Genomic DNA, 17,854 nt, shown 5'->3' on the forward strand with positions numbered 1-17,854 from the left:
TGTTGCATGGCGAGACGTCAGGACGATGAAAAGGGCCGGATGGCATGCAGCCGTCCGGGGAGGACGGCACGCGCGGAATCGCCGGGCGGGATCCCGCGGGATGAAACGCCGGCTTGCCGGGACAAGCTTGCAGTCACTTCATGATTGCATCCGGCGTTTCGGCGTTTCGGCGTTTCGGCGTTTCGGCGTTTCGGCGTTTCGGCGCTTCGGCGCTTCGGCGCTTCGCGCCCCGCCCGCGCCACGCGACCGTCCGGCCGCGCGACATCGCACCGCTCACCGCGCATCCCGCTGCGCCCGCTCCGCCGCCGCGATGATCGCGTCGGCCACGGCCGTCGGCCGGCTCAGCATCGCGACATGGCTGCCGTTCACGCGCGCGACCGTCGCGCCGATCCGCTTCGCCATCGCCTCCTGCAACGCCGGATCGATCATCCTGTCCTGCGTCGTCACGACGAACGTCGACGGCTTCGCGTGCCACGCGGCCTGCGCGACCTTCTCCGAGAGGCACCCGCCGTACCACGGCCCCTGTGTCGCCGCGACGAGGTGCTGCTGCGCGGGCGGCAGGTCCGGCGCGAAATCCTGCGCGATCGCCTGGTCCGACAGCGTCGCGAAACCGCCCGCATCCTTGCGCAGCTCACCGGCCCATGCGGGCGCAGGCAGCCCTTGCGTGACATCGGCGATCGACTGGCCGCTGTCGGGCGCGAACGCCGCGACATAGACGAGCGACTTCACCTTGTCGTCGTTGCCGGCCTCGCTGATCACGACGCCGGCCCACGAATGGCCCACCAGCACGACCGGCCCCTTCTGCCCGTCGATCGCGCGCTTCGTGGCGGCCGCATCGTCCGCGAGCGAACTCAGCGGATTCTGCACCGACACCACGTGCAGCCCGCGCGCCTCTAGCAGCGGGATCACGCGGTTCCAGCTCGACCCGTCGGCGAACGCGCCGTGCACGAGCACGACGTTGGTGCCCTTCAGGTCCGCCTTCGGCGCAGCGTGCGCCGCGACCGCACTGCCCAGTCCGCCGACCATCGCGGCGGATACCAGTACGCGTTTCATCAAACCGGCCATCGTCCTGCTCCTTTCTCTGTCGTGTCGTTCGAATGACGTGCCTCGGCAGCAGCCGCGCCCGCATGCGGCGGACGCGGCGCCGGGTCACGAATGGGCATACAGGTCGTCGGCGGCGTTCCGTCCGGCGCGCGACGGGGCATCCCGATGGCCGGCAGGCGCCGATGCATCGGCCATGTTGTCGCCCTGCGACTTCGACGGGCCGTTCTGGTCGGAGCGCGCGACCTGCAGCGCGGCGGCGATGTCGTCCGGGTAGTGCGGCTCGCTCTGCGCCGGGTGGTAGCCGGCCTGTTCGAGGCGGACGAGTTCGGCACGCACGTCGGCACGCGTCAGGCCGTGGCCCGCGGTATCGGCGAACAACCAGGCGGGGACGGCGGCGAGCGCGGCAACGGCGAGGATTCGGGCGGCTTTCATCAGGGTTCTCCTTCAAGGAAATGGGTCTGTCGATCATTCGGCATCCGATGCATGTTTCCGGCATCGAACGTTTGCTGCATGTCGACAGTAGAACCCGCGCACGTATCCGGCATGTTTCCGGAACCGGGGCTTTACGCATGCCTGTTTGTCCGGAACGCCCGCAGATACGCTGCGATACACATCCGCCCGCCGCCGCGCTTCCAGCTCCCCGCGCACCCATGAAAAAAGGCGTGCCTCGCGCGGCACGCCTTTCGCTTCGCCGGTCACGCGCGCTCACGTCATGGCGCGAGCCGCGTGAACACGTCGTCGTGGTTCTTCACCCGCGCCTGGTGGCACGCGAAACACGTCTGGTGCTGGCCGATGTCGGCCGGCACGCCGTCGATGAAACGCCCGTAGCCCCAGCCGCCCGTCGACGCATAGCGCCGCGAATCCTTCACCATCACCTGCACGGTCGTCGCGTGGCCGGGCACCGTCGCCGGCGCGAACTCGTCGGACTGCCTGCGCTTGTACGCGAGCTTCACGAGGATCGCGCCGTCGGGGAACGGCAGCGTCGCCTGTTCGAGCGCGCGGATCGCGACGGGGTTGCCGAGCACCACGCGCAGCTCGTCGAGCGGCGCGGCCTCTTCGGCCGGCGCGACCATTTCCCACTTGCGGTAGCCGGGCGGAATCGACACGCCGTAGATCGGCGACACGGCCGCCGCCGGCTTCGGCTGCTCCGCGAACGCTGCCGGCCCGCCGGCAGCCCACACGCCGGCCAGCAGCACGCCCGCGACGAGCGCGCGGTGCGCACCGCGACGCCACTCCCCCACGCCCGCCCACATCACAGCTGCTCCACTTGCAGGATTGCGTCGGCGAACGCCTGCGGCGCTTCCTGCGGCAGGTTGTGGCCGATGCCGCCGGAGATCGTCCGGTGCTGGTACTTGCCCGCGAACTTCTTCGCATACGCGGCCGGCTCCGGATGCGGCGCGCCGTTCGCGTCGCCTTCCATCGTGATCGTCGGCGCCGTGATGACGGGCCCCGCCGCCAGCCGCCGCTCGATCTCGTCGTATTGCGCCTCGCCCTTCGCGAGCCCGAGGCGCCAGCGATAGTTGTGGATCACGACGGCCACATGATCGGGATTCCGGAACGATGCCGCCGTGCGCGCGTAGGTCTCGTCGGAGAACTGCCACTTCGGCGACGCGAGTTGCCAGATCAGCTTGTTGAACGCATCGCGGTTCGCCGCATAGCCCAGCGCGCCGCGCTCGGTCGTGAAGTAGAACTGGTACCACCACTGGAATTCGGCCTGCGGCGGCAGCGGCTTGCGGTTCGCCTCCTGGCTGCCGATCAGGTAGCCGCTCACCGACACCAGCGCCTTCACGCGCTGCGGCCACAGCGCCGCGACGATGTCGGCGGTGCGCGCGCCCCAGTCGTAGCCGCCGAACACCGCGCGCTCGATCTTCAGCGCGTCCATCAGCGCGACGATGTCGACGGCCGTCACCGCCTGCTGGCCGTTGCGCACCGTGTCGGCCGAACGGAACGTCGTCGTGCCGTAGCCGCGCAGGTAAGGCACGATCACGCGATAGCCGGCCGCGACCAGCAGCGGCGCGACGTCCGCATAGCTGTGGATGTCGTACGGCCAGCCGTGCAGCAGGAACACCGCGGGGCCGTCCCTCGGCCCGAGGTCCGCATACCCGACGTTGAGCACGCCCGCGTCGATCTGGTGGATCGTGCCCAGCGACGCGACGCCGGCCGGGCGCTGCGCCGCCGGGGCGTTGGGCGCCGGCTGCGCCTGCGCCAGCGCGCCGAATCCGAGGTCGGCGAGGCTCAGGCTCGCCAGGGTCGAGCCCAGGATCAGGCGGCGGCGGGTATTCACGGTATCGGGCATGACGTGTTCTCCAGTGTCGGTTTCCAAGGAAGGCGCCCGCGGCACGTGCGGGCATTCGGGTCGCGCCGTTCGCGGCGGCCGCACATCGAACCGCGCCGCCGCGTGAAGCGCTTCACCGGTTTTATAGCGGAACGCCCGGAAGGCTTTGTATCCCAACGTATCCGCGTGCGAACACGACATACAGCGATTCAAAAATCGCCGGGGAAACGACGCTTCCGGGCGTCCTCGCCTACCCGTTCCGTCGCGACAGCCCGCCGCGTGCGCCGGGCCAGCCAGCGAACGCGGGCCGCATCGGCAACCGGCCCGCGTTGGCCCGGCGTCGCCCGCCTACGCGCGACGCAACGGCCGCAACCCGGCCCGCACCTCGCGGGCAAACAGGTCCGGCTCCTCCCATGCCGCGAAATGCCCGCCCTTGTCGACTTCGTTGAAGTAGATCAGGTTGTGATAGCTGCGCTCGGCCCAGCTGCGCGGCGCCTGGTAGATCTCGCCGGGGAACACCGTGATCGCGGCCGGCAGCGCGATATCCACCGCGTTGAAGTTGTTCGAGTGATCCTCCCAGTAGATCTGCGCGGCCGATGTCGCGGTGTTCGTCAGCCAGTACAGCGAGATGTCGTCGAGAATCTCGTCGCGCGGAATCGAGCGTTCGGGCACGCCGCCGCTGTACGTCCACTGCGAGATCTTGTCGAACATCCACGCGGCCTGCCCGGACGGCGAATCGGCGAGCGCATAGCCGACCGTCTGCGGGCGCGTGACCATCATCGCCGAGTAGCCGCAGTTGTCGCGATAGAACGTCGCGAGCTTCTCGTACGCGGCCGTCTCCTTCGGCGACAGCGACGCCGGCGCGGGCGCATCGGTCGCGAGCAGCGTCGCGATGTCCGGCGGCACCGTCGCCGGCATGTTCACGTGTATCCCGGCCAGCCCCTGCACGCGCTGCATCGCCATCCGGTGCGAGATCACCGAGCCGCAGTCGCCGCCCTGCGACACGAAGCGCGTATAGCCGAGGCGCGCCATCAGCTCGCCCCATGCGCGCGCGATGTGGTCGGAACCCCAGCCGGTCTGCGTCGGCCGCCCGGAGAAACCGAAGCCCGGCAACGACGGCACGACGACATGGAACGCATCGTCCGCGCTCGCGCCGTGCGCGGTCGGGTCGGTCAGCGGCCCGATCGCCTTCAGCAACTCGAAGATCGAACCGGGCCAGCCGTGCGTCATGATCAACGGCAGCGCATTCTCGTGCCGCGAGCGCACGTGAATGAAGTGAATGTCGAGCCCGTCGATTTCCGTGATGAACATCGGGAAGCCGTTCAGGCGCGCCTCACCCTTGCGCCAGTCGTACTCGGTGCCCCAGTAGCGCAGCAGCGCCTGCATGCGCGCGAGCCGCACGCCCTGCGATTCGTCGGCAACGGTCTCGCGGCCCGGCCAGCGCGTCGCGGCGATGCGGCGCCGCAGGTCGGCCACGGCGTCGTCGGGAATGTGGGCGGTGAACGGGCGTATGCCGCTCGCGCCGGTCGCGGCACGCAGCGCCGCCGTGGGCAGCATCGCCGAGACCCCGGCGGCCACGGATGTGGCCAGCAGGTGGCGACGCATCGGGGAAAACGGTGTGGAAGACATCGTGCGGCATCTCCTTTCGTGAAGTGGAAAGTGAACATGCCGCGCGCGCAAGCGCACCGTGGCTTTCAATCCGGCGCGCCCTCGTCACGCGGCGTCGCTCATTTGAAAGGTCCGATGTATCCGGGATTTGTCCCGTTTGTATGTGTATGTAGCAGCCGCTTGCGGTGGCTGCGCGGCGACAGGAAGCCGCCGACGCCCGGTTTCGGGCCGTGACGCGGTCACGCCCTCTCGCGCTTGTCCTGCTTGAACGACGGGGGGCGGCCGGCCGCCCCCGCATGGCGCTGCCGGCCGGCGGCCCGGCCCGCGTTCAGAACTGGTAGCCCACCCGGACGCTGCCCTGCTGCATCGACGCCCCCCCGGTGTTGATGACGGCGTCGTAGTTCAACGACACGTCGAGGCGCTTCGACAGATGCATCGAGACACCGGCGCCGGTCGAGAGATACCCGTGCGGCAAGTTCGTCCCCGGCGCCGCGAACTGCGTCCCGTCCTGCGCGGCAACCGTGATCGCGCGGTGCGTGTCGAGCACCTCGCGGGCGTAACCCAAGCGCAACTGCACGTTCACCGGCTTGAGTTCGCTGCCGAAGGCCTGATCGAGCGTGACGCCGGCATAGGGCTGCAGGCTGTGGACGTTGTCGGTGCCGACGTTCAGGTCCTGGCCGCCCGCCCCGCTTTCGCCGAAACCGTTCGCGTGGAAGTAGGCGTAACGCAGGCCGATACGCGGGGTCAACGTCACGCCGCCGAATGCGAGCGGCAGGCTGGCCTGCGCGCCCGTGGTCACTTCCTGGCCCATGTGGTCGCCCGTGGCGCTGCCCGGCGCGCCGAGCGGGCGCTTCTGCGCAAGGAAGTCGAGGCCCGCGCCCAGCGTCGCCGCGAGGTTCACCGGCCCCACGAAGCGGCTGCCGTACAGCGCGGCGCGCAGCGTGTCGGTCGTGCCCGTGTCGCCGGTGACCTGCTCGCCGATGTCCGCGTGACTGTAGCTCGCGGCCACCCCGACCGTATAGTCGCCGCGCTTCTGGTCGAGCCCGGCAAGGAAGCCGTAGCGGGTCGACTGGAAGCCGGGCGCGCCGTTCGTGCCGCCGACCTTGGTCTGGCTGGCCGTCGCGGTGATCCAGCCGTCCGGGTTCGCGGCCGTCGCGGCCGATGCGCGGTCGAGACGATCGAGCAGCGCGCTGCCGGCCGCCTGGGCGCCGAGCGCGACCGACGTGCCCACCGCCGTATAGATGCCGGTGTCGACCGGTGCGACCACGATCGGCGCGCCCGGCGTAGCCGGCGCGCCGGGCGCGCTCAGCGTGAGGTCGACGGCGGTCGCGCCGTACGCGATCGACGGCGTCAGGGTACCGAGGTTCGCGGTGCCGGTGCTGGTGACGTTGCCGAACGTGCCGCTCAGGCTCTGGGCCGCAACGAGCGTGTACTGCTTCGCCGAATACGTGCCCGGATCGTAGGTGATCGCCAGCGTGCCGCCCAGCGTCGCGGCGCCGTTGACCTTCAGCTGGGACGCCGCCGTCGGGCTGACCTCGACCGCCAGCGTGGCATTGCCGGCCTGCTTGTAGTTGCCCCCCACCGTCAGCGTACCGATCGAGCCGCCCGGCATGACCGTGCCGTTGTTCGTCACGCTGCCCGCCACCGTGCCGTGGCCGCGCAGCGTACCCGGCAGATCGACCAGGACGTCGCCGCCGAGCCTGGCCGAAGGCGTATCGATGTCGCCCACCTCGAGCCGGCCCTGCGCCACTTCGGTGATGCCGCTGAACCCCGCGCTGTTGCCGTTGACGATCAGCGATCCGCTGTTGCCCGAGACCAGCAGCTTGCCCGTGCCGTTGAAGGTCCCGCCGAAAGTGCCGGCGGCGTTCGTGAGCGTGAGCGTCCGGCTGCCGAGCTCGACCATGCCGCCGCCGGCCAGGTTCGCGACCGAGGCGCCGCTCGTCGTACCCGAGAGGTTCAGGGTTCCGTTGACGGTGACGCCGCTCGACTGCGCAATGCTGCCCGCGCCGCTCAGCGCCAGTTCCGCGCCGCTGGCGATCGTGGTGGCGCCCGCGTACGTGTTCGCCCCGGTGAGCGTCTGCGTGCCGCTGGTCATCGTCAGCCCGCTGCCGCCCGAAATCACGCCGCCGAAACTGCCGTTCACGCCGGAAAGCGCCAGCCCCGCGTTGCCGAGCGTGACGTTGCCGGTGCCCGACAACGCGCTGATCGCGCCTTCGACCACCAGCTTGCCGTTATCCACGACATTGCCCAGCGCGATGTTGTTCGCGTTCGACAGGATGAGCGTGGCGGCGCTCCCGATCGTCGTGATGCCCGAATAGGTGCTGATCCCCGTCAGGGTCTGGCTACCGCTGGCGATCGTGAGACCGCCGGTGCCGGAAATCGCGCCGCTGTAGACGCCGGTCGCGTTCGTGAGCGTGAGCGTGCGGCTGCCCAGCGTCACGCCGCCCGAGCCCGTCAGGCTCGTGACCGAGGCGCCGTTCGTCGTGCCCGAGATGTCCAGCGTGCCGTTGTCGATCACGCCGCTCGACTGGGCCACGCTGCCCGTGCCGCTCAACGCCAGCGTTGCGCCGCGGCCGATCGTGGTCGCCCCCGTGTAGGTGTTCGCACCGCCCAGCGTTTGCGTGCCGCCCGTCAGCGTCAGCCCGCCGCTGCCGGACATCGCACCGCCGAAGGCGCCCGCGCCTTTCGTCAGCGTGAGCGTCTGGCTGCCCAGCGTCACGCCGCCCGCCCCCGACAGGCTCGCGAGCGAGACGCCCGCCGTCGCGCCCGAGAGGTTCAGCGTGCCGTTGTCGTTGACCGCGCTCGACGCGATGCTGCCCGCGCCGCTCAATGCCAGCGTCGCGCCGCCGGCGATCGTGGTCGCGCCCGTGTAGGTGTTCGCGCCGCTCAGCGTTTCGCTGCCGCTCGCCAGTGTCAGTCCGCCGCTGCCGGCAATCGCGCCGCCAAAGGTGTCGCCGGCCTTCGTCAGCGTGAGCGTCTGGCTCCCCAGCGTCACGCCGCCCGAACCCGCCAGGCTCGTGACCGCAGCACCCGCCGTCGTACCCGAGAGATCGAGCACACCGTTGTCGGCAACCGCGCTCGACGCGATGCTGCCCGTGCCGCTCAATGCCAGCGTCGCACCGCCGGCGATCGCGGTTGCGCCCGTGTAGGTGTTCGCGCCGCCCAGCGTTTCGGTGCCGCTCGCCAGCGTCAGCCCGCCGCTGCCTGCAATTGCGCCGCCGAAAGTATCGCCGGCCTTCGTCAGCGTGAGCGTCTGGCTGCCCAGCGTGACCCCGCCCGAACCCGCCAGGCTCGCGAGCGACGCACCCGCCGTCGTGCCCGAGAGGTCCAGCGTCCCGTTGTCGATCACGCCGCTCGACCGGGCCACACTGCCCGTACCGCTCAATGCCAGCGTCGCGCCGCCGGCGATCGTGGTTGCGCCCGTGTAGGTGTTCGCGCCGCCCAGCGTTTCCGTGCCGCTCGCCAGCGTCAGCCCGCCGTTGCCCGCAATCGCGCCGCTGAACGTGTTCGCGGCCTTGGTCAGCGTCAGTGTCTGGTTGCCGAGCGTCACGCTCCCCGAACCCAGGAGGGTCGAGATCGACGCGCCGGCCGTCGTGCCCGAGAGGTCCAGCGCGCCGTCGTCGACAATGCCGGCCGACTGGGCGATGCTGCCCGCGCCGCTCAGCGCGAGCGTCGCGCCGCTGTCGATCAGCGTCACGCCCGTATAGGCGTTCGCCCCACTCAACGTCAGCGTGCCGGCACCGTTGCTGCTGGTGACGCTCAGGCCGCCCGCGCCGCCGATGACGCCGCCGAGGGTCGACGCCTGGCCGTCGGTGTCGACCGTGCCGCCGCGACTGTTCAGCGTCACACTGCGGCTGGACGTGATGCCCGCCGTCGTCCGAAGCGTACCGCCATTGAGCGTCAGCGCGCCCGAGGCGGCGCCCAGATTCGCGTCCGACGACACGACCAGCGTGCCGGCCTCGATCGTCGTGCCGCCCGTATAGGTATTGGCGCCGCCCAGCGTTTCGACGCCGCTCGCCAGCGTCAGCCCGCTGTCGCCGGAAATCACGCCGCCGAAACTGCCGTTCGCGCCAGAAAGCGTCAGCCCCGAGCCGCCGAGCGCGAGGTTGCCGTTACCCGACAATGCGCCGATCGTGCCTTCGACCATCATCTTGCCGTAGTCCACGACATTGCCCAGCGCGATGTTGTTCGCATTCGACAGGATGAGCGTGGCGGCGCTCCCGATCGTCGTGATGCCCGTGTACGTGCTGATCCCCGTCAGGGTCTGGGTGCCGCTGGCGATCGTGAGACCGCCCGTGCCGGAGATCGCGCCGCCGTAGACGCCGGTCGCGTTCGTGAGCGTGAGCGTGCGGCTGCCCAGCGTCACGCCGCCCGAGCCCGTCAGGCTCGTGACCGAGGCGCCGTTCGTCGTGCCCGAGATGTCCAGCGTGCCGTTGTCGATCACGCCGCTCGACTGGGCCACGCTGCCCGCGCCGCTCAGCGCGAGCGTCGCGCCGCCGGCGATCGTGGTCGCGCCCGTGTAGGTGTTCGCACCGCCCAGCGTTTGCGTGCCGCCCGTCAACGTCAGCCCGCCGCTGCCGGACATCGCACCGCCGAAGGCGCCCGCGCCTTTCGTCAGCGTGAGCGTCTGGCCGCCCAGCGTCACGCCGCCCGACCCCGACAGGCTCGCGAGCGAGGCGCCCGCCGTCGCGCCCGAGAGGTCCAGCGTGCCGTTGTCGTTGACCGCGCTCGACGCGATGCTGCCCGCGCCGCTCAGCGCAAGCTTCGCACCGCCGGCGATCGTGGTCGCGCCCGTGTAGGTGTTCGTGCCGCCCAGCGTTTCCGTGCCGCTTGCCAGTGTCAGCCCGCCATTGCCTGCAATCGCACCACTGAAGGTGTCGCCGGCCTTTGTCAGCGTGAGCGTCTGGTTGCCCAACGTCACGCCGCCCGAACCCGACAGGCTCGTGACCGCCGCGCCGGCCGTCGTGCCCGAGAGGTCCAGCGTACCGTTGTCGGTCACGCCGCTCGACTTGGCCACGCTGCCCGTGCCGCTCAATGCCAGCGTTGCGCCGCCGGCGATCGTGGTTGCGCCCGTGTAGGTGTTCGCGCCACCCAGCGTTTCGGTGCCGCTCGCCAGCGTCAGCCCGCCGCTGCCGGCCATCGCGCCGCCGAAGGTGTCGCCGGCCTTCGTCAGCGTGAGCGTCTGGTTGCCCAGCGTCACGCCGCCCGAACCTGCCAGGCTCGCGAGCGCGGCGCCCGCCGTCGCGCCCGAGAGGTTCAGCGTACCGTTGTCGGTGACATTGCTTGAAGCAGCGCTGCCCGTGCCGCTCAATGCCAGCGTCGCGCCGCCGGCGATCGTGGTTGCGCCCGTGTAGGTGTTCGCGCCGCCCAGCGTTTCGGTGCCGCTGGCCAGCGTCAGCCCGCCGTTGCCGGATATCGCGCCACTGAAGGTGTCGCCGGCCTTCGTCAGCGTGAGCGTCTGGTTGCCGAGCGTCACGCCGCCCGAACCCGCCAGGCTCGCGAGCGAGACGCCCGCCGTCGCGCCCGAGAGATCCAGCGTGCCGTTGTCGGCGACCGCGCTCGACGCGATGCTGCCCGCGCCGCTCAATGCCAGCGTCGCGCCGCCGGCGATCGTGGTCGCGCCCGTGTAGGTGTTCGCGCCGCTCAGCGTTTCGGTGCCGCTGGCCAGCGTCAACCCGCCGCTGCCGGCCATCGCGCCGCCGAAGGTGTCGCCGGCCTTCGTCAGCGTCAGCGTCTGGCTGCCCAGCGTCACGCCGCCCGACCCTGCCAGGCTCGCGATCGACGCACCGTTCGTCGTACCCGAGAGGTCGAGCGTACCGTTGTCGGTCACGCCGCTCGACGCGATGCTGCCGGCACCGCTCAGCGCCAGCACCGCGCCGCCGGCGATCGTGGTCGCGCCCGAGTACGTGTTCACGCCGCCCAGCGTTTCGGTGCCGCTGGCCAGCGTCAGCCCGCCGTTGCCCGACATCGCGCCGTTGAACACGCCTGCGGCATTCGTGAGCGTGAGCGTCTGGTTGCCCAGCGTCACGCCGCCCAGGCCCGTCAGGCTCGCGACCGAGGCGCCGGCCGTCGTGCCCGAGAGGTCCAGCGTGCCGTTGTCGATCACGCCGCTCGACCGGGCCACACTGCCCGTACCGCTCAATGCCAGCGTCGCGCCGGCGGCGATCGTGGTCGCACCCGTGTAGGTGTTCGCGCCGCCGAGCGTTTCCGTGCCGCCTTCCAGCGTCAGCCCGCCGCTGCCCGACATCACGCCGCCGAACGTATCGCCGGCCGTCGCCAGCGTGAGTGTCTGGCTCCCCAGCGTCACGCCGCCCAGGCCCGCCAGGCTCGCGATCGACGCGCCCGCCGTCGTGCCCGAGAGGTCCAGCGTGCCGTTGTCGACGACCGCGCTCGACGCGATGCTGCCCGCGCCGCTCAATGCCAGCGTCGCGCCGCCGGCGATCGTGGTCACGCCGATGTAGGCATTCGCGCCGCTCAGCGTTTCGCTGCCGCTGGCGATGGTGAGTCCGCCGCCGATGCCCGACATCGCGCCGCTGAAGGTGTCGCCGGCCTTCGTCAGCGTCAGCGTCTCGTTGCCGAGGTTCACGCTGCCCGAGCCGGACAGGCTCGCAATCTGGCCTCCGGTCGTTACGCGCGACACGTCGAGCGTGCCGTTGTCGGTGACCGCACCCGATGCGATGCCGCCCGTGCCGCTCAATGCCAGCGTCGCGCCGCCGGCGATCGTCGTGGCCCCCGTGTAGGTGTTCGCGCCCGCCAGCGTTTCGGTGCCGCTTGCCAGCGTCAGCCCGCCGCTGCCGGATATCGCACCGAAGAACTGGTCGCTTGCGCCGGTGAGCGTGAGCGTCTGGTTGCCCAGCGTCACGCCGCCCGCGCCCGAGAGCGTCTTGACCGACGCACCGCTCGTCGTGCCTGAGATATCGAACGTGCCGTTGTCGGTCACGCCTCGCGACTGGGCAATGGTGCCCGTACCGCCGAGCGCCAGGGTGGCGCCGCCGGCGATGGTGGTCGGTCCCGCGTACGTGTTGGCGCCGGTCAGCGTCAGCTTGCCGGCGCCGGTGCTGCTGGTCACGATCAGCGCGCCGTAACCGTTGAGCACACCGCTGAAGGTGGACGCCTGACCGTCGGTATCGACCGTGCCGATCGTCTGCAGGAACATGCCGCGGCTGGAGGTCATGCTCGTCGTGGTCTGGAGCGTGCCGCCGAGGAAACTCAGGATACCGGACGATGCGCCCAGGTTCGCGTCCGACGAAACGGCCAGCGTGCTGCCCTGGATCGTCGTGCCGCCCGCATAGGTGTTCGCGCCGCTCAGCGCTTCGGTGCCGCCGCTGATCCAGAGGCTGCTGTTGCCGGAAATGACGCCGCTGAAAGCACCCTGCGCGTTGGTGAGCGTCAACCGCCCGTTACCCGCAATCAGGCGGCCCGAGCCCGAGAGGCTCGTAATCGACACGCCGCCCGGCGTGGGCGTCACGGCCGAAACATCCAGCACGCCGTTGTCGGTCACGCCGCTCGACTGGGCGATGCTGCCCGCGCCGCTCAGCGCGAGCGTCGCGCCGCTGCCGATCGTCGTCGCGCCCGCGTAGGTGTTCGCGCCGCTCAACGTCAGCGTGCCGGCGCCACTGCTGCTGGCGACGCTCAGGCCGCCCGTGCCGCTGACGACTCCGCCAAGGGTCGACGCCTGACCGTCGGTATCGATCGTGCCGCCGCCATTGACCAGCGTCACGGCACGGCTGGACGTGACGCCCGCCGTCGTTTGCAGCGTGCCGCCGGCGAGCGTCAACGCGCCCGAGGACGCCCCCAGGCTGGCGTCGGACGATATCGCCAGCGTTGCGCCGGTCTCGACCGTCGCACCACCCGTGAACGTATTCGCGCCGCTCAGCGTCAGCGTGCCGTTACCCGTGCTGCTGGCGGCGATCAAGCTGCCGGCGCCGCTGATCACGCCGCTGAAGCTCGCGCGATTGCCGTCGGTATCGATCGTGTTGGCGCCGGCGCCCAGCAGCACGTTGCGGGCGGACGTGACACCCGCCAGCGTCTGCAGCGTGCCGAAGTAGAGCGACACCGTGCCCGACGACGCCCCCAGGCTGGCGTCGGACGTAATCGCCAGCGTGCCGCTCTCGAGGGTCGTTCCTCCCGTATAGGTGTTCGCGCCGCTCAGCGTCAGCGTGCCTTTGCCGGTGCTGCTGTCGACGAGCAGCGCCCCCGAGCCGCTGATCACCCCGCTGAAGGTGGACGCGTGCCCGTTGCGGTCGATGGTGCCGCCGCCGTTCAGAACCACGTTGCGGCTGGACGTGATGTCCGCCGTCGTTTGCAGCGTGCCGCCGGACAGTGTCAGCGAACCCGAGGACGCCCCCAGCCCCGCGTCGGACGACACGGCCACCGTGGCGCGATCGATCGTCGTGCCGCCCGTATAGGTGTTCACGCCGCCCAGCGTCAGCGTGCCGCCGTCGAGACTGCTGGCGACCGTCAGGCCGCCCGCGCCGCTGAGCGTTCCACCGAAGCTGACGGCGTTGCCGTCGGTGTCGATCGTGCCGCCGCCGCTCCCCAGCACCACGCCGCGGCTGGACGTGAGGCCTGCCGTCGTCTGCAGCGTACCGCCGGCGAGCGTGAGCGCGCCCGTCGAGGCGCCCAGGGCGCCGTCGGAAGAAATGGCGAGGGTTCCGCCGGAAACCGTCCAGGGCGTGACGGCCGAAGTCGTGTTCGTCAGCGTCCACGTGCCGGCGCCGGTTTTCTGGAAGACGCCGAATCCCTGATACGCGGCGCCCGGGCCAATCTTGCTGACATCGAAACTGCCATTGGCGGTGCCGCCGAGCGCGAGGGTATCGGCGGCGCTGAAGGCCACGACGTTGCCGTTGATCGTCGAGCCCGCCTCCAGCGTGAGCGAGTTGACGCCCCCCGTGAATAGAATCGCGGCGGCTTGCGCACCGGTGCCGCCGTCCGCATATCCGCCGGAAATCGTTCCGCTGTTGGTGACCGTCACATTCGAGCCGAGTATGCCCGCGCCGCCCGCCCCCGGCCCCGTCTCGAAGCCGACGCTCGTGCCGCCGTTGCCGCCCGAAATGACACCGGTGTTGGACACGCTGCCCGAATTGACCAGCACCCCCGAGCCGCCGCCGCCGCCGCTGCCGATATCGCCGCGGCCAAAGCCCGGCATACCGCCGTTGCCGCCGTTGCCGCCGGCGACCTTGCCCGAGTTGGAGAGGGTGGCGGAATTCACCAGAATCCCCGTGCCGCCGCCGCCGCCGCCGCCATCGCCGCTCCCGCCCTGGCCGCTCATGGACGACGTTCCGCCTGCCGCGCTCTGCGCATGCACGAGCGGCGCCGACCCGATCAGCCCGAGCGCAAGCACGACCGCCGTGACCCGGCACGCGCCCGGTTGAAATGACATCATGTTCGACAGGAAACGGGGCGATTCAGACGCGTCGGCCTCAACCGTTCCATCCGCACGCTTGCTGCTCTTGCTCCCCTGTGCCCGTGCCAGTTCCGATACCACCTGGAACATCCCCTGACTCGTATTCCAAACGATCCGGTAAACATGATTCATTACTAACCCCATTTCCTATTGACGTATTTTTTATAAATTTGATTCGCCGACCGGCACTTGAATGTCCAATCGTGATATTCGGCACTGCGAGACAAAAACGCGTACACGCAAACGATTTACTATTGAAAACCGCCGCGATTCACTCAAATCATTTCATTGGCCTTTCATCGCCGTCATTTCTGCTTACGGCTCATTCCGGGCGCTTGCCGTCAGTGAACGACAAAAAGCCGGCCTCTTTCTGCAAGGCTTTTTTTGATGGTTTCTTCCGGAAGCCGAAGCATATCGAGGCCCGTCATGCGGAACCTGACAAATCCTGACATCCCCGACATCCCGCCGGCCATCGCATTTAATTCGCGGAGATCGATTCGAATACGGGTCATCTTTAATTTCTCGAATTCATCTGTAAAACCCGTTTCCTTTCAATTCAAAAACGATCGTCGCGGCGACTCGATGAAGGATTGCCGCCGAAGCGGCCTCGCCGCAAGCGATGGCGGTGCCGGCTCCGCCGTTCCCCGGCGTGCGCCTGTCGGCCGCTTGCCGTCACCCGGTCGTTCTGCATGCCTTACAAAATGAAAGAGCGACGCACGGCCGCTTCGGTGCCGCGCGGCTAAAGTTTTTGCGCATGCATACCGTAATAGAGGGGCGTGCCCACGGCGGGTCCTCTCCGTTCGCACGCGGCGCGACCCTCGCCCGCCAGTCGGACTCGACCGGCATCCCGGGTTGCGCCGCAGCGCTTCAGCGAAGCAGGACGAGAACGTGTAAGGCGGGGAGGTGCAAGTGCACGATGGCGTGATGGGGAAGGTGCTTCTGCTCGACGATGAGGTCGAACTGCGCGAGGAAATTGCCGCTTTCCTGCGCAAATGCGGCTGGCTCGTCAGCGAGGCCGGCACCATCGCCGAGTTTCGGCAGCTCGCCATGCACACCGACATGGCGATCATCGACGTCATGCTGCCGGACGGCAGCGGTTTCGACGCGGCCGCATGGTTGAGAGCGCAACGGCAGGGCTGCGGCATCGTCATGCTGACGGCCCGCGGCGAGACGCTGGACAAGGTTTCCGGCCTGAAGGGCGGCGCCGACCACTACATCGTCAAGCCCGCGAAGCTGATCGAACTCGACGCCACCCTGCATGCCCTGAGCCGCCGGGTGGTGGCGAACTGGCGACTGGATCGCCAGGCCTTCGCGCTGTTCGCGCCGGATGGAAAGCGCCTGGATGTCTCCGGCAGCGAAATCAGCTTGCTGGAACTCATGGCGCGACATCCGGCCAGGCCCGTCAGCCGCCGGCAGATCGCCGAGACCTTCGGCTACGACTGGATCGATTACGACGAGCGCAGGCTCGAGGCCGTGGTGAGCCGCCTGCGGCGACGCTGGCGCAACGAGCTGGGATCGGACCTTCCGCTCCGGACCGTCCACCGCGAGGGCTATACCTTTGCCGAGCCGCTGTCGCTGGGTTGAGCATCGGCGGCAAACGAACCTGCCGCGCGCGGGATCGCACGCTGGCATTCAGTCCGGCGCGCCCGCGTCACGCGGCGCAGCCCGTGCGAACGATCCGATCCATCCGGGAGTTATCCGGTTTGCAGGCGTGCGCAGCGACCGCGTGCGGTCACTGCGCGGCGAGCGGCCGGCCGAGGCGGCCGCCCGCCCGGGCGACGCTCACAGCGCCTTGACGATCGCGCCGTCGACGCGGATGTTCTGCCCGGTGATATAGCCCGCGCCGTCCGACAGCAGGAACGCGACCGTCTTCGCGATCTCGCCGGTCTTGCCGAAGCGGCCGGCCGGAATGCGCGCGACGATCTCCGGCGTTTCCGGCCAGCTGTCGATGAAGCCCGGCAGCACGGCGTTCATGCGGATGTTCTCGGCCGCATAGCGTTCCGCGTAAAGGCGCGTCCATGCGCTCAGCGCCGCGCGCAGCGTCGACGAGACGGGCATCGGCTGCTCGGGCGCGTCCGCCGCGAAACTCGAGATGTTGACCACCGCGCCGCCGCCCTGCTTCTGGAAAATCGGCGTCACGCGACGCATCACGCGCACCACGTTCAGCAGGATCAGGTCGAGCCCCGCGTGCCAGTTGTCGTCGGTGATCGCCAGCAGGTCGCCCTTCGGCGGATGCCCGGTATTGTTCACCACCGCGTCGATGCGGCCATGGCGCGCCATGGTCTCCTGCACGAGCCGGTCGATGTCGGCCTCTTCCGTCACCGAACCCTGGATGCCGAAGCCGCCGAGTTCCTCGCCGAGCGCCACCGCGCTGCCCGACGGCGACATCAGCGCGACGCGATAGCCCGTCGCCGCCAGTTCGCGCGCGATCGCCGCGCCCATGCCCTTGCCCGCCGCCGTGATCAACGCCACTTTTTCTACAGTCACGATTTGCTCCTTGATCGATTCCTGCCGCCGCGCAGCCGCCGTTCGGCCCGCCATGGTGGTAATGTAGACGCATCGATGACGCCTGTCGAACCAGTATTTCTGCCTCCAGACAATAGTTTTTCTACAGCCTGAAGATGCCGCTCCGCCCATCCCGCCTGCCGCCGCTGAATGCACTTCGCGCGTTCGAAGTGTCCGCGCGGCACCTCAATTTCCGCGCGGCGGCCGACGAGATCGGCGTCACGCAGGGCGCGGTCGCGCAGCAGGTGCGCCACCTCGAGGACGTGCTCGGGCTGAAGCTGTTCGAGCGCCTGCCGCGCGGCCTCGCGCTGACGCACGACGGCGCCGCGTATTTCTCCGACGTGCAGCGCGCGCTGCACGCGATCGCCGACGCGACCGACAAGCTCGTGAAGCGGCGCGCCGCGCTGACCATCAGCACGACGCCGTCGTTCGCGTCGAAATGGCTGATCCCGCGGCTCGCGCTGTTTACCGATGCGCATCCCGACTACGACGTGCGCGTGATCGCCGACCCGCAGATCGCAACGTTCCGCCACGACGGCGTCGATCTCGCGATCCGCTACGGCAAGCCGCCGTTCGGCAAGCATCTCGCCACGCATGCGCTGTTTCCGCTCGACGTGTGCGCGGTGTGCAGCTCCGCGCTGCTGGCCGCGCCCGCGTCGCCGCGCGCGCTCGCCGGCCAGGTGCTGCTGCACGACGCGCACGACCTGTGGCCCGCGTTCCTCGCCGCGATGCCGGAGCACGTCGACATCGATCCGCACAAGGGGCTGCGCTTCAACCAGACGTCACTCGCGATCGACGCGGCCGTCGCGGGCCAGGGCATCGCGCTCGCAACCGATCCGCTCGTCGAGCGCGACATCGCCGCCGGCCGGCTGTGCAAGCCGTTCGATTTCGCGTTTCCGCTGTCGGTGGGGTTCTATCTCGTGTATCCGGCCGAGCGGCGCGATGACGATGCGATCGTCGTGATGCGCGAATGGATGATCGCGCAGGCGGCGTCGGACGGGCAGCCCTGAGCGGGC

At 69.6% G+C, this 17,854-nt stretch carries 10 protein-coding genes and 1 pseudogene; 2 read left to right on the forward strand and 9 right to left on the reverse strand.

Annotation, left to right across the window (positions count from 1 at the left end; translation table 11 throughout):
- Positions 1-273: 273 nt before the first annotated feature.
- The 8 genes and pseudogenes from GQ56_RS0109015 to GQ56_RS45550 all read right to left on the reverse strand — a co-directional run bounded on the left by GQ56_RS0109015 (position 274) and on the right by GQ56_RS45550 (position 14,845).
- Positions 274-1,065: an alpha/beta fold hydrolase gene (locus GQ56_RS0109015; protein WP_031398347.1), complete on the reverse strand. Its 792-nt coding sequence runs from the start codon at positions 1,063-1,065 to the stop codon at positions 274-276.
- A gap of 84 nt (positions 1,066-1,149) precedes the next feature.
- Positions 1,150-1,476, reverse strand: coding sequence for a DUF4148 domain-containing protein (locus GQ56_RS0109020; protein ID WP_031398348.1), 327 nt, complete (start codon positions 1,474-1,476; stop codon positions 1,150-1,152).
- Between the two features lie 278 nt (positions 1,477-1,754).
- A complete protein-coding gene (locus GQ56_RS0109025) occupies positions 1,755-2,297 on the reverse strand; it encodes a cytochrome P460 family protein (RefSeq protein WP_031398349.1) in 543 nt (180 codons plus the stop codon).
- Complete coding sequence (locus tag GQ56_RS0109030) at positions 2,297-3,340, reverse strand: alpha/beta fold hydrolase (protein WP_031398350.1); 1,044 nt, start codon at positions 3,338-3,340, stop codon at positions 2,297-2,299. Before GQ56_RS0109030 ends, GQ56_RS0109025 begins: the two co-directional genes overlap by 1 nt.
- A 327-nt stretch (positions 3,341-3,667) precedes the next feature.
- Positions 3,668-4,948, reverse strand: coding sequence for an epoxide hydrolase family protein (locus GQ56_RS0109035; RefSeq protein ID WP_031398351.1), 1,281 nt, complete (start codon positions 4,946-4,948; stop codon positions 3,668-3,670).
- Between the two features lie 307 nt (positions 4,949-5,255).
- Positions 5,256-14,312, reverse strand: a complete 9,057-nt coding sequence (locus GQ56_RS44120) for an autotransporter-associated beta strand repeat-containing protein (RefSeq protein WP_043301240.1) — start codon at positions 14,310-14,312, stop codon at positions 5,256-5,258.
- A gap of 54 nt (positions 14,313-14,366) precedes the next feature.
- Positions 14,367-14,477 (reverse strand): annotated as a pseudogene (locus tag GQ56_RS47205) (ESPR domain-containing protein); the annotation flags it as partial.
- Between the two features lie 197 nt (positions 14,478-14,674).
- Positions 14,675-14,845, reverse strand: coding sequence for a hypothetical protein (locus GQ56_RS45550; RefSeq protein ID WP_161788561.1), 171 nt, complete (start codon positions 14,843-14,845; stop codon positions 14,675-14,677).
- A 412-nt stretch (positions 14,846-15,257) separates the two neighbouring features.
- Between GQ56_RS45550 and GQ56_RS0109050 the strand changes: the two genes are divergently transcribed.
- Positions 15,258-15,917 (forward strand): response regulator transcription factor, encoded by a 660-nt coding sequence (locus GQ56_RS0109050; RefSeq protein WP_031398353.1) that lies wholly within the window; start codon positions 15,258-15,260, stop codon positions 15,915-15,917.
- A 198-nt stretch (positions 15,918-16,115) separates the two neighbouring features.
- On the opposite strand, the gene GQ56_RS0109055 is transcribed toward GQ56_RS0109050, so the two are convergent.
- Positions 16,116-16,820, reverse strand: coding sequence for an SDR family oxidoreductase (locus GQ56_RS0109055; RefSeq protein WP_031398354.1), 705 nt, complete (start codon positions 16,818-16,820; stop codon positions 16,116-16,118).
- A 134-nt stretch (positions 16,821-16,954) separates the two neighbouring features.
- Here GQ56_RS0109055 and gcvA point away from each other — a divergent pair, with 134 nt between their 5' ends.
- Entirely contained in the window at positions 16,955-17,848 is an 894-nt protein-coding gene (gene gcvA, locus GQ56_RS0109060) for a transcriptional regulator GcvA (protein ID WP_031398355.1), read from the forward strand.
- The last annotated feature ends 6 nt before the right edge of the window (positions 17,849-17,854 follow it).

Origin of the sequence: Burkholderia paludis, assembly GCF_000732615.1 — a bacterium.
Lineage (GTDB): Bacteria > Pseudomonadota > Gammaproteobacteria > Burkholderiales > Burkholderiaceae > Burkholderia > Burkholderia paludis.

Coding starts and splice junctions, on each gene's coding strand:
- GQ56_RS0109015 (WP_031398347.1), bottom strand. CDS start 1,065: ATGGCCGGTTTGATGAAACGCGTACTGGTATCCGCCGCGATGGTCGGC.
- GQ56_RS0109020 (WP_031398348.1), bottom strand. CDS start 1,476: ATGAAAGCCGCCCGAATCCTCGCCGTTGCCGCGCTCGCCGCCGTCCCC.
- GQ56_RS0109025 (WP_031398349.1), bottom strand. CDS start 2,297: ATGTGGGCGGGCGTGGGGGAGTGGCGTCGCGGTGCGCACCGCGCGCTC.
- GQ56_RS0109030 (WP_031398350.1), bottom strand. CDS start 3,340: ATGCCCGATACCGTGAATACCCGCCGCCGCCTGATCCTGGGCTCGACC.
- GQ56_RS0109035 (WP_031398351.1), bottom strand. CDS start 4,948: ATGTCTTCCACACCGTTTTCCCCGATGCGTCGCCACCTGCTGGCCACA.
- GQ56_RS44120 (WP_043301240.1), bottom strand. CDS start 14,312: ATGATGTCATTTCAACCGGGCGCGTGCCGGGTCACGGCGGTCGTGCTT.
- GQ56_RS45550 (WP_161788561.1), bottom strand. CDS start 14,845: ATGACCCGTATTCGAATCGATCTCCGCGAATTAAATGCGATGGCCGGC.
- GQ56_RS0109050 (WP_031398353.1), top strand. CDS start 15,258: ATGGGGAAGGTGCTTCTGCTCGACGATGAGGTCGAACTGCGCGAGGAA.
- gcvA (WP_031398355.1), top strand. CDS start 16,955: ATGCCGCTCCGCCCATCCCGCCTGCCGCCGCTGAATGCACTTCGCGCG.